Annotated in this window: 13 protein-coding genes; 6 read left to right on the top strand and 7 right to left on the bottom strand. The window is 70.7% G+C overall.

Annotated features, from left to right (window positions below; genetic code table 11):
* The first annotated feature begins 74 nt into the window (after positions 1-74).
* Together ABZ806_RS27540 and ABZ806_RS27535 are read left to right on the top strand one after the other, a co-directional pair.
* A complete protein-coding gene (locus ABZ806_RS27540; RefSeq protein WP_500220296.1) occupies positions 75-2,882 on the top strand; it encodes a helix-turn-helix transcriptional regulator in 2,808 nt (935 codons plus the stop codon).
* Between the two features lie 197 nt (positions 2,883-3,079).
* Positions 3,080-4,900 carry a M4 family metallopeptidase gene (locus tag ABZ806_RS27535; protein WP_500220295.1) on the top strand — a complete coding sequence of 607 codons (1,821 nt, stop codon included), beginning with the start codon at positions 3,080-3,082 and terminating at the stop codon, positions 4,898-4,900.
* 60 nt (positions 4,901-4,960) lie between these two features.
* Here ABZ806_RS27535 and ABZ806_RS27530 read toward each other — a convergent pair whose 3' ends face one another.
* The 4 genes from ABZ806_RS27530 to ABZ806_RS27515 all read right to left on the bottom strand — a co-directional run bounded on the left by ABZ806_RS27530 (position 4,961) and on the right by ABZ806_RS27515 (position 7,443).
* Positions 4,961-5,773 (bottom strand): SAM-dependent methyltransferase, encoded by an 813-nt coding sequence (locus tag ABZ806_RS27530; RefSeq protein ID WP_500220294.1) that lies wholly within the window; start codon positions 5,771-5,773, stop codon positions 4,961-4,963.
* A gap of 144 nt (positions 5,774-5,917) precedes the next feature.
* Positions 5,918-6,319, bottom strand: a complete 402-nt coding sequence (locus ABZ806_RS27525; RefSeq protein ID WP_500220293.1) for a hypothetical protein — start codon at positions 6,317-6,319, stop codon at positions 5,918-5,920.
* A 96-nt stretch (positions 6,320-6,415) separates the two neighbouring features.
* Positions 6,416-6,598, bottom strand: a complete 183-nt coding sequence (locus tag ABZ806_RS27520) for a DUF397 domain-containing protein (protein ID WP_500220349.1) — start codon at positions 6,596-6,598, stop codon at positions 6,416-6,418.
* 8 nt (positions 6,599-6,606) lie between these two features.
* Entirely contained in the window at positions 6,607-7,443 is an 837-nt protein-coding gene (locus ABZ806_RS27515) for a DUF5753 domain-containing protein (RefSeq protein WP_500220292.1), read from the bottom strand.
* A 110-nt stretch (positions 7,444-7,553) separates the two neighbouring features.
* Here ABZ806_RS27515 and ABZ806_RS27510 point away from each other — a divergent pair, with 110 nt between their 5' ends.
* A complete protein-coding gene (locus ABZ806_RS27510) occupies positions 7,554-7,994 on the top strand; it encodes an ATP-binding protein (RefSeq protein WP_500220291.1) in 441 nt (146 codons plus the stop codon).
* Positions 7,991-8,344: a hypothetical protein gene (locus tag ABZ806_RS27505; protein ID WP_500220290.1), complete on the top strand. Its 354-nt coding sequence runs from the start codon at positions 7,991-7,993 to the stop codon at positions 8,342-8,344. The genes ABZ806_RS27510 and ABZ806_RS27505 overlap by 4 nt, the downstream gene beginning before the upstream one ends.
* A gap of 1 nt (position 8,345) precedes the next feature.
* On the opposite strand, the gene ABZ806_RS27500 is transcribed toward ABZ806_RS27505, so the two are convergent.
* Positions 8,346-8,915, bottom strand: coding sequence for a Uma2 family endonuclease (locus tag ABZ806_RS27500; protein ID WP_500220289.1), 570 nt, complete (start codon positions 8,913-8,915; stop codon positions 8,346-8,348).
* Positions 8,916-9,202: 287 nt separating this feature from the next.
* Here ABZ806_RS27500 and ABZ806_RS27495 point away from each other — a divergent pair, with 287 nt between their 5' ends.
* Positions 9,203-9,940: a DUF2382 domain-containing protein gene (locus ABZ806_RS27495; RefSeq protein WP_500220288.1), complete on the top strand. Its 738-nt coding sequence runs from the start codon at positions 9,203-9,205 to the stop codon at positions 9,938-9,940.
* A gap of 60 nt (positions 9,941-10,000) precedes the next feature.
* On the opposite strand, the gene arfB is transcribed toward ABZ806_RS27495, so the two are convergent.
* On the bottom strand, positions 10,001-10,426 hold the full coding sequence (gene arfB / locus ABZ806_RS27490) for an alternative ribosome rescue aminoacyl-tRNA hydrolase ArfB (protein WP_500220287.1): 426 nt from the start codon (positions 10,424-10,426) through the stop codon (positions 10,001-10,003).
* Positions 10,427-10,515: 89 nt separating this feature from the next.
* On the opposite strand from arfB, the gene ABZ806_RS27485 reads away from it, so the two are divergent.
* On the top strand, positions 10,516-11,373 hold the full coding sequence (locus ABZ806_RS27485; protein WP_500220286.1) for an oxygenase MpaB family protein: 858 nt from the start codon (positions 10,516-10,518) through the stop codon (positions 11,371-11,373).
* 202 nt (positions 11,374-11,575) lie between these two features.
* On the opposite strand, the gene ABZ806_RS27480 is transcribed toward ABZ806_RS27485, so the two are convergent.
* Positions 11,576-12,631 (bottom strand): S1C family serine protease, encoded by a 1,056-nt coding sequence (locus tag ABZ806_RS27480; protein WP_500220285.1) that lies wholly within the window; start codon positions 12,629-12,631, stop codon positions 11,576-11,578.
* Between the last annotated feature and the right edge of the window lie 444 nt (positions 12,632-13,075).

The raw sequence follows: 13,075 nt of genomic DNA, 5'->3' as shown, positions 1-13,075 counted from the left end.
GGGTCGTTGTGGGTGGGGGGTCGGCGTGGTTATGGTCGGAGGTGGCGTCCGGTTTCTCCTGGAAGGAGCGATCCATGGACGTCCGTGCCGCGCCGACGGTGGTCCGGAAGGGAAGACCGCCCGCGCCGGCAGGGCGGTCCGCACTGCTCGCGACCATCGAGGCCAGTCTCGCGGCGAACGCAAGCGTCGTGCTGACCGGGCCGAGCGGCATCGGGAAGACGGCGCTGCTCGAAGCCGCCGGGGCAGCGGCGGACGCGCGCGGCGAGCTGGTGCTGCGGGCCGCCGGTACGGAGACCGAGCGGTGGGTGCCGTGCTCGGGCCTCGCCGAGCTGCTCGACCAGCTGCCCGCGCCGCTGGCCGGTGAGCTGCCGCGCGAGCCCCTCAGCGGGCTGCCCGAACCGCACGCGGACCATGTCGGGTGCCGGTTGTCCCTGCGGGGGCTGCTCGCCCGGTGCGCCGAGGAACGTCCCGTGCTGGTGCTCGTCGACGACGCGCAATGGCTGGACGGCGAGTCCGCCGACGCCGTCCGGTACGCGGTCGGGCGGCTCGCGGGGAAGGGCGTCCGGGCCGTCGTCGCGGGACGGTGGGCGGACGGGTTCGCGGCGGGCGGCGGCGCCCCCTGGGCTCCCGCGCCCGACGCGCTGCACCTGCCCGTGCTCCCGCTGGGCCCGGACGAGCTGGCCGAGATGTTCGACAGCTACGGCCTCCCGGTGCGGGTGGTGAACACGCTGCACTCCGACTCGGGAGGCAACCCGTATCTCGCGCTGGCCCTGGGCGGCGCGTTCACCGACCGCATCCCGCGGCACTGGCGGCCCGCTCCGCTGCCGCAGCGCGTCCAGTCGGTGATCGCGGAGCGGCTGGCCCGGCTGCCGGCCGAGGCCCGCGAGACGCTGCTGACGGCGGCGCTCGCGATCCGGCCGACGACCGACCTGCTGTGCCGGGCCGGACGTGCCGGCGCCGTGCGGGACGTCCGGGCCGCCGCCGGTCTCGGGCTGCTGATCAGCGAGGGCGGCGGGATCCGGTTCACGCCGCCCGCCGTCGGGACCGTCCTCGCCGAGTCCGCCGACGCGCGGCACCTGGCGCGGGTGCACCGGGCGCTCGCCGCCGCGGTGCCGGACGCCGCCGGACGGGCCAGGCACCGCGCGCTCGCCGACCCCGGGCCGAGCGCCGAACTGGCCCATTCGCTGGTCATGGCGGCCGAGCAGGCCGTCCGGCAGGGCTCGCACCGGATGGCCGCCGAGCTGTACCGGCTGGCCGCCGACCGGTCCCCGGCCGAACGGCTGGAATGGCTGGTCGCGGCGGCCGAGACGGGCGCCAACGGCGGCCTTCCCGACCTGGTGCACCGGGCCGCCGAGGCGGTCCTCGCCGCGGACGCGACGCCGGCGCAGCGGGTGCGGGTCCGGCTCGCGCTGCTGGACCTGTCCGGGCAGGGGCTCGCCGAGATGGGGGAGGTGTTCGCCGCCGCGCTGGTCGACGCGGCCGGCGACCCCGCGCTGCTCGGCCCGCTGCGGCTGCGGATGGCGCTCGGCGCGCTGGTGAACGGCGCGCCCGGACGCGCGGAGCAGGAGGCCAACGGCGCGCTCGCGCACGCGCGGGCGACGGACGACACGGCGCTCGAAGCGAAGGCGCTGGCCGTCCGGGCGAACATCTCGCTGATCGAGGGGCGCGGAGACTACGCCACCGACCTGCGCAGGGCGCGGCGCCTGCCGGAGCCGCCGCTGGACGGGCAGCTGCACATGACGCCGCGCTACCTGGCCGCCTACTGCGCAGTGTTCGAGGACCGCCTGGCCGAGGCCCGCGAAGACCTGCTCCGGATGCTGGCGCTGGTCGAACGCGGTTCGGGCGAGGAGGTCGTGCACGTCCTGCGGAACCTGTCGGAGGTCGCCGTCCACACCGGACGGTGCCGGGAGGCGCTCGACTTCGCCGACCGGGCCATGCGCGTCACCGAGGAGGCCGCGCTCAGCCCGGGACCGGCCTGGTACCACGGCGCGCTGGCGGAACTGGCCGGCGGCAGCCTCCGCCGGGCGGTGGCGCTCGCCGAGCGGGGGCTGCGGGCGTCCGAGCAGGAGGACGACGTCATCTTCCAGAGCCGCCTGCTGCACGTGCTCGGCGTGGCCCGCATGCGGCTCGGCGACGTCCGCGCGGGCGTCGAGGCGCTCTGGCGGATCGACACGCTCGGCGAGGGGCGCGGGCTGCTGTCGCCGATGGTCCTGCGGCGGCACGGCGACCTCGCGCAGGGGCTCGTCGCGCTCGGCGACACCGAGCGGGCGGCTGAGGTGATCCGGACGACCCGCATCGTGGTCGGCGACCGGGCGCGCGGCATCGGCGTGACCGGGCGGCTCGACCGCGCCGACGCCTGCCTGCTCGCCGCCCGGGGCGAACCGGACGCGGCCGTCGCTCTGCTGCGCCGGACGGCGACGCTGTTCGAACGCCTTGGGCAGCCCCTCGAAGCCGGGCACTGCCTCCTCGAACAGGCCCGGATCGAGCGCCGCAGGCGCCGCGCCGGGCCCGCCCGCGCGGCCGCCTCGGACGCACTGGAGATCTTCCTGCGGTGCGAGGCGCGGCCCTGGGCGGAGCATGCGCGGCACCGGCTCGCGACCCTGGACATGGGGCCCCGGGACGGGGCCGCGCTCGACCCGGCGTCCCTGAGCGAGGGGGAGCGGCGGATCGCGCTGCTCGTCGGGCAGGGCGCCACCAACCAGCAGGTCGCGAACCGGCTGTTCCTGAGCGTGAAGACCGTCGAGGCGTCCCTCACCCGCATCTACCGGAAGCTCGGAATCCGCTCCCGCACGCAACTCGGGGCCTTGCTGGACGGGCCGGCGGCTCAGCTGGACGGGCCGGGGGCTCGGCTGGACGGGCCGGGAGCGACGCTGCCGCGATAGTCCACCCCTGCGCCCGGTAGGGGTTTCCCTTGCGTCCGGACGGATCTCCCTACGGTTCCCGCCGGGGGCCGACTTTGCGGTGACTTGCCCGCAGATGCGTGCGATCGTTCCGCAGGCACACCCGCCTCCGACCACTCCGGAGTGCCCCGGCCCGCGCCACCGCGCCCGCCGGGGCGCGCCCCCGAAGGAGTACCCCCGTGAGATCCACGACCCCCGGACGTGTCCACCGACGTGCCCACAGGCGCGTCGCCCTGAGCAGCGCTCTCGTCACCGCCGCCGCGATGGCGGCGATCGGGCTGCAGGCAGGGCCGGCCACCGCCGCGTCCCCGCCCAACCCGGGTAATCCCGGCCAATTGCCCGCCAAGGTGAGCGCCAAGGAGTACAAGGCGCTCGTCGGCCAGGCCAAGGCGCAGCAGGACGCCACCGCGTCCCGGTTGAACCTCGGCGACAAGGTCGAGTTGAAGGCGAAGACTGTCGTCAAGGACAAGGACGGCACCACCCACACCCACTACACGCGCACCTACGACGGGCTGCCCGTCCTCGGCGGCGACCTGATCGTCCACCGGGCCCCGTCCGGCTCCATCACACGCGTCAGCCAGGGGGTCACCAAGACCCTGAAGGTGAACACCGCACCGAAGACGCTGGTGTCGACGCGTCCGGCGACGCCCAAGGCGAAGGGCAGCGTCGCGCCCCGCAAGGTCGTCTGGATGGCGGACGGCGAGCCCGTCCTCGCCTGGGAGACCGTCGTCGGCGGGACACAGCGGGACGGCACCCCGAACCGGCTCCACGTCATCACCGACGCCCTCACCGGCAAGAAGATCATCGAGTGGCAGGGCGTCCAGACCGGCACCGGTAACAGCCAGTACTCCGGCACCGTGCAACTGGGCACCACCAACTCCGGCGGCACCTACTACCTGCGCGACACCGGGCGCGGCAACCACGACACCACCAACCTGAACGGCGCCACGTCCGGTCGGGGGACGCTGTTCACCGACAGCGACGACGTGTGGGGCACCGGTTCGCCGAGCAGCGCCCAGACCGCCGCCGTCGACGCCGCCTACGGCGCCGGCGAGACGTGGGACTTCTACAAGAACGTCTTCGGCCGGACGGGCATCCGCGGCGACGGCGTCGGCGCGTACTCCCGCGTCCACTACAGCAGCGGCTACGTCAACGCCTTCTGGGACGACTCGTGCTTCTGCATGACGTACGGGGACGGGCAGGGGAACAGCCGCCCGCTGACCGAACTGGACGTCGCCGGGCACGAGATGACGCACGGCGTCACGTCCAACACGGCGGGGCTCATCTACCAGGGCGAGTCCGGCGGGCTGAACGAGGCGACGTCCGACATCATGGCCACCGCCATGGAGTTCTGGGCGAACAACTCCAGCGACATCGGCGACTACCTCATCGGCGAGAAGCTGAACATCAGCGGCAACGGCACACCGCTGCGGTACATGGACCGTCCCAGCAAGGACGGCGGCTCCCTGGACAACTGGTCGCCGAACGCCGGGAACGTCGACGTCCACTACTCGTCGGGCATCGCGAACCACTTCTTCTACCTGCTGTCCGAGGGCAGCGGGTCGAAGGTGATCAACGGCGTCCAGTACAACTCGCCGACCGCCGACGGGCAGCCCGTCACCGGCATCGGCCGGGAGAAGGCCGCCGCGATCTGGTACAAGGCGCTCACCGAGGAGATGCGCCCGACCACCGACTACGCCGACGCCCGCCGCGCCACCCTCGCGGCCGCGTCCGGCCTGTACGGGGCGGACAGCGCCGAGTACGCCGCCACCGCGAACGCCTGGGCCGGCGTCAACGTCGGCAGCCGCGTCGACGACCCGGGCGACCCCGGAGACCCGGGCGACCCCGGTGACCCGAGCGGCACCTGGGCGGTCGGCACGGCGTACGGCGTCGGCGACGTGGTGACCTACAACGGCGCGTCGTACCGCTGCCTGCAGGCCCACACCGCGCAGCCCGGCTGGACGCCGCCGAACGTCCCCGCCCTCTGGCAGCAGGTCTGACCGCACGCCCGCGGCGCCCCCTGCGGGGAGGGGCGCCGCGGGCCCTCCGCGCGCACGGGGTCAGGGCTTGCGGGCGACGCCGCACAGGCCGGGCACCGTCTCCCTGTTCCACGGCGAGGGTTCGGGACGCCACTCGGTGAACGTCACCAGCCCCGGCGGGACGAGCTCCAGCCCCTCGAAGAACGCCGCGATCCGCTCGGGAGAGCGCAGGTTGTAGGGGATCGCGCCGGACTCGTTGTACTGCCGGTGCGCCTCCACCGAGGCCGCGTCGGTGTCCGTTCCGTCCGACAGCGACAGGTAGCTGCCCGGCGGGAGCGCGTCCAGCAGGCCGCGGACGATGCGCCGCGCCTCCCCGTCGTCACCGACATGCCCCATGATCCCGTTGAGGATCAGCGCGACCGGCCGAGTGAAGTCGAGATGCTCGCGCGCCCGCGCGAGGATCGCGGCGGGGTCGTGGAGTTCGGCCTCGATGTAGCACGTCGCCCCCTCCGCCGTGGAGGTGAGCAGGGCGTGCGCGTGCGCCAAGACCAGCGGATCGTTGTCCACATAGACGACCCTCGCCTCGGGCGCGGCACGCTGCGCGACCTCGTGGGTGTTGTCCACGGTCGGCAGCCCCGTCCCGACGTCGAGGAACTGCCGCACTCCGGCCTCGGCCGCCAGGTACCGGACGGCCCGTCCGAGGAACATCCGGGACGTCCGCGCCGCGAGCACGATCCCCGGGAACACCTGCTCGACCTGTGCGCCGATCGCCCGGTCGACCGGATAGTTGTCCTTGCCGCCGAGCCAGTAGTTCCAGATGCGCGCCGAATGCGGCACGTCCGTGTCGATCTCGGTCACGAGAATCACTCCGTCCCAGGAAATACCGGCTCCCATCCTCCCCGCCGCATCGCCCGTTCTGCCCGGCTTTGGCCACGCCTGGCCCGAGCCCACCCGAAAACGATCACCCGCGCCTACGAACCGGGCGTGACCGCAAATCGCCGAGCAGGCCCTCACGAACCCCAGCGAGCAACGCTGAGGTCAGCGAATAGGCGGAAGGTCCCGTCGGAGCTGTGAACGGGCCTGCATGACCAACGCCGCGACATAGAACGCCGGAGCCGATCCCAGCAGGACGAAGAGCATCGGATTGAGCCACGGCGGGACCCTCTCAGCCGGCACACCTTCGTCATTGATGCAGACGAGGCTGATGGGAAAGTCGCGATGCGACACCGCAGGTAACGCGCCGGCATCCGGTCCGTCCGCCATGCACGCCATATCCGGCTTGTACCAGACGCCGTACGACACCCACGCAAACACGTAGAGCACGGCCGCGCACACCAAGGCAAACGAGGCCAGCACGATCAATGCCCCAGGCGACACACGCCGCCACCGTTTAAAAGCCACGCCCCAACCCTGACGCCCCCAGCGGACCACCACATCCACCAGACGACCGATACAACCCGGAACCCGCTGTAACTGGACTTGCGCGGACGTGGCAGAGCCCCGGCGGATGGGCCGGGGCTCGCGGGGAGAGGGGAGTCAGAAGTTGAGTTGGTCGCGCTTGGCGCGTGCCACGAGGGCGGCGAAGGCTTCGGGGGTGATGGTGAGGTGTCCGAGTTGAGGGTTCTTGCTGTCTCGGATGCCTACGCCTACGTAGAGACCAGCTACCTCGACGCATACGCTCTGATCTCCGGTGCCGCTGTGGCTGGACTTCCGCCACACTGGGCTGCTCACTTGAGATCCTCCATCAGCGATCGGATGAGGTCGAGCGAAGGCCCCTCCGGCAGAGCCTTCGCACTGATGCGGTCGTACCTTACGGCATAGTCCATCACGTCTGCCGGAGAGGAGACCAGGCGTCCGCCTCCTGCCGACTCGGAGAAGGCCACCTCGCCGAAGTCCGTTCCACACATCAACTGGAAGCTTCCGTCGAGGCCCGGGTGGGCGCCGACGTTCCAGGTGCGCGGTACAACCCTGAGAACGATGTGCGGGCGCTCCGCCAGGTCGAGAAGGTGCTGAAACTGTGCTCGCATGACCTCTGGAGATCCGATAGGCCACTCTAGGCTCGCCTGCGAGATCAGGGCGGCGACATACGGCGCAGGCTGCCTGGCGAGGGCGGCCTGTCTCGCGAGTCGCTCTTGAAGGGCCTCCTCCAGGTTCGCCGGGCTACCCGCGTTGATCATTTCGCAGGCGTACTCCTCGGTTTGGAAGAGGCCGTGGATCAGTTGCGAGGCGAAGATCCGGATCATGTTGGCCCGCTGCTCCAGCGCCAGGTACTGAGGGAACCACTGCGGGTCGTGGCCAATTGCGGCGTACCAGACAAGTACGGAGAAAAAACCACCCGTATCCCAGGCTTTGTCGAGGAGGGCAGCCTGTGTCCCGTCCAGGCGTTCGGCGCCAATTTCGATACGGGACACCTCTGACTTGCTGGCGTTGATGATGCGTCCGGCCGCTTCGCCGGACAGGCCGCGCTGGGTGCGTTGAAAGCGCAGGTAGTAGGCGATGAAGTCCCACAAGTTGTTCTTGGGGCGCGGAAGATCATTTGGTGATCTTTTCGTGGCCATGGCCATCTTCTCCTGTCCCAGGCTTTCCCAACTCCTGACCGTACACGCGACAAGAGGCTCTTGTGCGGCGAATCTGTGGCGTGTCTCACGAGAATTCGGAAGGGAGTGATTCGAGTATGACGCCAATGGGGTGGAATTCGGGCGTAACGCGGCAATTCGCGGCTTCTTCGGCCGTTGCGGGAATGGCGCGGGATCAGGTTGCGGGCGCCTTGCGTAGGTGGAGGCTGCCGATGCTCGTTTCGGACGCCGTGCTCGTCGTCGGGGAGCTTGCGGCGAACGCGGTCGAGGTGTCCGGGGCGGCGGACGTCATCAAAGTGCACGTCGGGCTCGGGGCCGGCGAGGTCGTCCTGGCGGTGTGGGACGGGAGCGACGCGCGGCCCGTCACTCGTCACGTCGAACTGTCGCTGGAGACGCTCGACCTCTGCCCGGAGCACTTCGACGACAACGGAGGGTGGGGGCTTTCGATCGTGGAGAGCCTGGCCACGCGCTGCTGGGTAGATCCGACGCCACCGCGCGGCAAGTGGGTGTGCGCGGCGCTCAAGGCGGACGTCCGATGATGCTCCCGTGGGAAGTGCGGCGGAGCGTCCTGTGGTGGCGTACGCGGCGGCGGCCCGAGGTCGCGGTCCGGTACCTGGATGCGCTCGTCGCCGAAATGCAGGTGGACGGGTGGCGGTTCGTCCGGCTGTACCGGCCGGAGGAGTTCCTGATCCCCGGGCCACTGCTGTGGGTGTACGTCCGGGACGTCGGGATCGCCGTGAGCGTTCTCGCCGTCCCCGGCGGAGCCTGGAGCTACTACGAAGCCAAGCGCGGACGCGCCGGATTCCTCGCGGACTGCGGGAACGCCGGCGCGGCGGCCGAGGTGATCGCGAACCTGCTCAAGCGCCGCATGTTCCCGGGCACCTGGTAGGTCAGTCGTCGTCCTCGTAGGGCAGGAAGGCGCCGGAGTCGATGGCGTAGCCGCCGGCCGTGATCTGGTCTCCGAACACGTAGTCCCGTCGCGCGTTGTAACGCGGTCCCTCCGGACCCGCGCCGGGCTCGCTGAACACCGTGACCGTCGACTTGCGCGGGTCGATGATGACGTACGTGGGGATTCCCATCGCGGGGTAGTCGACGGTCTTGCGCTCGTAGTCGTTCTCGGGGTTGGGGCTGGAGACCACCTCGGCAACCAGTTCCACGTCCTCGGGCCGCAAGTAGCTCCGGCCAGGGCGCTCCAACGCGGCCTCGGGTACCACCACGAGATCGGGCCTGCGCATCCTCCCGGTGGAAGGGTCGTCGATCTCCGGAGTACCGGCATGTGCGACCATGTGCCCCCCGACTTGCGGCAGCAATTGGCGCATCAGTCGCGAAATTGCCAGCTCGTGCCGGTTGACCGGGCTCATCATGACGTGGATGCCCTGGTCATCAAGCTCCACGCCGTACGCGTCCAGCTGCTCCATGATGGCGATCGCCGTCGGGCGCAGCCGCTCATATGCCCGCATGCTCCGTCCTCGGTGGTCAGAAGGTGCCTGCGAGGAGTGACTCGCAACCTCGCCGGTGGGATTGCTGGTGACGAGCCCCAAGCCTCGCCCACACGGCAAGCCTAGGCCATGTGCGCCTGTTCGCCGGCTTGATCACGGGCAGCTCCACCATCGCGTGGCAGGTGGTGGGGAAGGTCGAGCCAGGAGAACGCAAAAGCGGACAAAGGGGACTTTTAAGGAGGTTTGCCCTGGAGGGTGGATGTCTTCGTGGTCGGGGGTTAAGGGTCGCGTAGCGGAGGGAGGAAGCAATGATCAACGAACGGCAGATTCCCCAGGTGTTGAACCACCCGCTGCAGGACGCGGAGGGCCGCAAGGTCGGCGATGTGAAGAACGTCTTCCAGGACGATGCCACGGGACGGCCCGAGTGGCTGGGCGTCCAGACAGGGATGATGGGCACCAAGGAGACCTTCGTACCCGTCAGTGGCGTCGAGGTGGTGGCCGACCATATCGAGTCGCTCTATGAGAAGGACTTCATCAAGCACGCGCCCGACATCGACGTCGACGCCAACGGCCACATGTCGGCGAGTGAGGAGCGGCGGCTGTACGACTACTACAGCATCGAGCGGGGCCGCAGGCAGCAGCCGGACCCCACGCGCGGCGACAACGCGATGACCCGCTCCGAGGAGCAGTTGCACGTCAGCAAGGAGACCCACGAGAGCGGACGGGCCAGGCTGCACAAGTACGTGGTGACCGAAGATCAGGAGATGACCGTCCCGGTCAGCCACGAGGAGGTCCGGGTCGAGCGCGAGCCGATCACCGATGAGAACCGGGACGCGGCGATGCGCGGGCCGGAGATCAGCGAGGCCGAGTACGACGTGACCCTGCACGAAGAGGAGCCGGTGGTGTCCAAGGAGACCATCCCGGTGGAACGCGTGCGGGCCACCAAGGAGACCCGTACGGAGCAGAGGACCGTCGGCGGCCAGGTCCGCAAGGAGCACATCGAGCTGGAGGAGGACACCGACCAGCGCGGCCGCCGGAACCGGTGACGCCGGAACCGGTGACGCCGGGACCGGGCCCACTGCCGCCTTCGGGTGGCGGTGGGCCGCTCAGTCCCAGCGGGCCGAACGCTGGCGCTTGACCGCGGCGCGGCGCTTCTTGTTCTCCAGGCGGCGCTCGTTGATACCGCGCGGGATCTTCTTCGGGACGCGCTTCTTCGGTGGCGGGGCCGTCGCGTCGGCGAGGAGCGTCGCGAGGCGGGTCCGGGCGGCGTCGCGGTTGCGCTGCTGGGAGCGGTACTCCTCCGCGCGGATCGTGAGGACGCCGCGGACGAGGCGTCCGGCCAGGCGGTCGAGGGCGCGGGCCCGCAGGTGCTCGGGGAGGGACGGGGAGTTCGCGACGTCGAAGGACAGTTCGGCGGCGGTGGCGCTGGTGTTGACGTGCTGCCCGCCCGGCCCCGAGGAGCGGGAGAAACGCCAGCCGAGCTCGGACTCCGGGATGGAGACCGAGCCGCGGACATGGATCTGCTCGGGCATGTCCCCATTGTCGCAGCAACGATCTGATCTTGTCGCCTGGATTACCCTCCGGTAGCGACGACTGCAAGTACTTACTTACACTGTCGGCCATGGCTGACGGAATCTTCACGGACGGAAACTTCAAGGACGGAATCTTCACGGACGGCGACCTCATCCGCCTGGTCTCCCAGGAGGGGGCGCTCATCGCGGCGGGCGGGGCGGCGTCGCTGCTGCAGACCGCGCATCCCAAGGTGGCGCAGGGCGTCTACGACCACAGCTATACGGCGGACGATCCCGCGCGGCGGCTGCGCAACACGATGGGGTGGCTCTACGTCGTGCAGTTCGGGACGCGGGAGGAGGCCGAGACCCTCAGCGCCCTCGTCACCAAGGGGCACGAGTCCATCACTGGGCCGGGTTACGAGGCGAACGACCCCGAGTTGCAGGTGTGGGTCGCGTCCACGCTGTTCGCGGTGGCGACGCAGTTCTACCAGCTGCTGTTCCGGCGGACGTTCAGCGAGCGCGAGCTTGACGAGTTCTACCAGCAGACCAAGGTCTACGCGACGATCCTGGGCTGCCCGGAAGAGCGCATGCCGAAGACCTACCGCGACTTTCGCGAGTACTACGCGGGCATGCTCAACAGCTTGGAGATCAGCGACGCGTCCCGGGCGGTCGCCGAGCAGGTGCTGCACCCGAAGCTGCCGGGCGGGCCGCTGAACGCGCCGGGCCTCATGGTGATCAGGCTGCTCACGGCGGGCATGATGCCCGAGCCCATCCGCGTCCAGTACGGGTGGAAGTGGAGCCGGGCGCGGGAACTGCGGTTCCGGCTGCTCGTCGCGGTGCTGGCGACGGTGTACCCGCGGCTGCCGGTGCGGGTGCGCACCCTGCCCCGGGAGGTCTACCTGCACTCCACGCGCAAGATGCTGTCAAAGGTCAAGCGCAAGCCGGCCATCAGGGTACGAAGCTCATGAACAGGCCGGGCTCATGAACAGGCCGAGCCCGCGAGAGGGCTGAGGCCATGAACAGGCTGAACGGCCGCGTGACCCACAGGCTGGTCACGCGGCCGTTCTCCCTTGCCGGTCCTCCCATGCCCGGCCCGGCCGGGAGGACCTTCTGACCGGTCCGCCGCCCGTCCGCCCGCTCCCCCCAGAGCCTGGCCGGACGGCGACCGGGTCAGACCGTGGCGCCGGCGATGATCCTGTCGGCGGTCTTCTTCGCGGAGTCGATCGGGATGGCGAAGCCCACCCCGATGTTCCCGTCGCTGCTGCCGGACGTGGCGATCGCGGTGTTGATGCCGATCACCTGCCCGGACGCGTTCACCAGGGCGCCGCCGGAGTTCCCCGGGTTGATGGCGGCGTCCGTCTGGATGGCGTTCTTGATCACGGTCTGCTGCTGCTGGGACAGCTGCCCGCGCAGCCCCGGCGGGAGCTGCTGCTCGGAGTCGCCCTCGTGGATCTGCCGGCCCAGCGCGCTGACGATGCCGGACGTCACCGAGCCGTCCAGCCCGAGCGGGCTGCCCACGGCCAGGACCTGGTCGCCGACGGCGAGCCGGCCGCTGTCACCGAGCGTCGCGGGCTTGAGGCCCGACACGCCCTGCGCCTTGATCACCGCGATGTCGTCGCCGGTCTCGGCCCCGAGGACCTGCGCCGCCGCGGTCCTGCCGTCGCTGAACTTCACCGCGACCTGCTGCGCCCCCGACACGACGTGCGCGTTCGTGAGGATGACGCCGTCCGAGCGGAGGATCACCCCGGAGCCCGTCGCCGTGCCCGAGGCCGTCTGCGCCTGGATCGACACCACGCTCGGCTGGACGGCCGCCGCCACCTGCGCGGTCGTGCTGCCGGCCGTCACCCCGGAGACCGCCGTCGGGCTCGCGTAGACGGTCTTCTCGTGCGTCAGCGCCAGCGTCATCGCCGCGCCCGCGCCGCCCGCCCCGAGGGCCAGTGCCGTGGCGGCCCCCACCGCCGCGACCTTCCGCCGGGCCGTGCCGAACAGGCTCGGCCGGGCGGCCGGCCGCTCCGGCGCCGGAACGTTCTGCCCAGACCATTCACCGCGCGCGCCGCCATAGCCGCCGTTCGCGGCCCCGTACTCGTCTCGCGCGCCGCCGTAGCCGCCGTGCGCGCCGCCGTACTCGTCTCGCCTGGCCCCGTACTCGTCGTGCGCGGCCCCGTGCGGGGTGAAGTCGGGTCTCTGCGGCTCCCATGGCGGCTGCTGCTGCCGGTCGGTGTTCATTCGGATCCCCCTGTCGTTCCCTCGACAACGAGACTGCGCTCCCCGGCTGCAGGCCGCCTGGATCCAACCTGAAAGTGTGCTGAAAGCCGACAAGGCATGAAAAACCGCGACCGGGGGGACGTGCGGCGATTCGTCCCCTCAGCCGCGGTGCCGGGGCCCCGGCGCGAGGCCGGCCCGGTGATGACGTTGGCCAGGGCGCGGACTCCCGTTCCCCGTCGAGCCCGGGGCGCGCCCTGTACGGCCACCCAAGCGCACAGACCTGAAAGTTCCCTGAACGTGACCCACGTCTCCCCTAAGGAACCACCCCCCACCGGGCCGCCGCCTTGTTGACCTGCGGCGTGTTGTTGTTATGAGCGCGTCGAAAACAACAACACGCCGCCGGTCAACGGAGCTGGGGTAGGTGGGTGGGGGCGGGCGAGTCGTCGTCCAGGGGGAGGTCGACTC

This window comes from Spirillospora sp. NPDC047418, assembly GCF_040643275.1.
GTDB lineage: Bacteria > Actinomycetota > Actinomycetes > Streptosporangiales > Streptosporangiaceae > Spirillospora.
This window is presented reverse-complemented; position numbering and strand designations above follow the sequence as displayed.

What these genes read in the sequence shown, in the direction of transcription:
- ABZ806_RS27540 (WP_500220296.1), top strand. Translation starts at nt 75, where the DNA reads ATGGACGTCCGTGCCGCGCCGACGGTGGTCCGGAAGGGAAGACCGCCC.
- ABZ806_RS27530 (WP_500220294.1), bottom strand. Translation starts at nt 5,773, where the DNA reads ATGGGAGCCGGTATTTCCTGGGACGGAGTGATTCTCGTGACCGAGATC.
- ABZ806_RS27515 (WP_500220292.1), bottom strand. Translation starts at nt 7,443, where the DNA reads ATGGCCATGGCCACGAAAAGATCACCAAATGATCTTCCGCGCCCCAAG.
- ABZ806_RS27510 (WP_500220291.1), top strand. Translation starts at nt 7,554, where the DNA reads ATGACGCCAATGGGGTGGAATTCGGGCGTAACGCGGCAATTCGCGGCT.
- ABZ806_RS27505 (WP_500220290.1), top strand. Translation starts at nt 7,991, where the DNA reads ATGATGCTCCCGTGGGAAGTGCGGCGGAGCGTCCTGTGGTGGCGTACG.
- ABZ806_RS27500 (WP_500220289.1), bottom strand. Translation starts at nt 8,915, where the DNA reads ATGCGGGCATATGAGCGGCTGCGCCCGACGGCGATCGCCATCATGGAG.
- ABZ806_RS27495 (WP_500220288.1), top strand. Translation starts at nt 9,203, where the DNA reads ATGATCAACGAACGGCAGATTCCCCAGGTGTTGAACCACCCGCTGCAG.
- arfB (WP_500220287.1), bottom strand. Translation starts at nt 10,426, where the DNA reads ATGCCCGAGCAGATCCATGTCCGCGGCTCGGTCTCCATCCCGGAGTCC.
- ABZ806_RS27485 (WP_500220286.1), top strand. Translation starts at nt 10,516, where the DNA reads ATGGCTGACGGAATCTTCACGGACGGAAACTTCAAGGACGGAATCTTC.
- ABZ806_RS27480 (WP_500220285.1), bottom strand. Translation starts at nt 12,631, where the DNA reads ATGAACACCGACCGGCAGCAGCAGCCGCCATGGGAGCCGCAGAGACCC.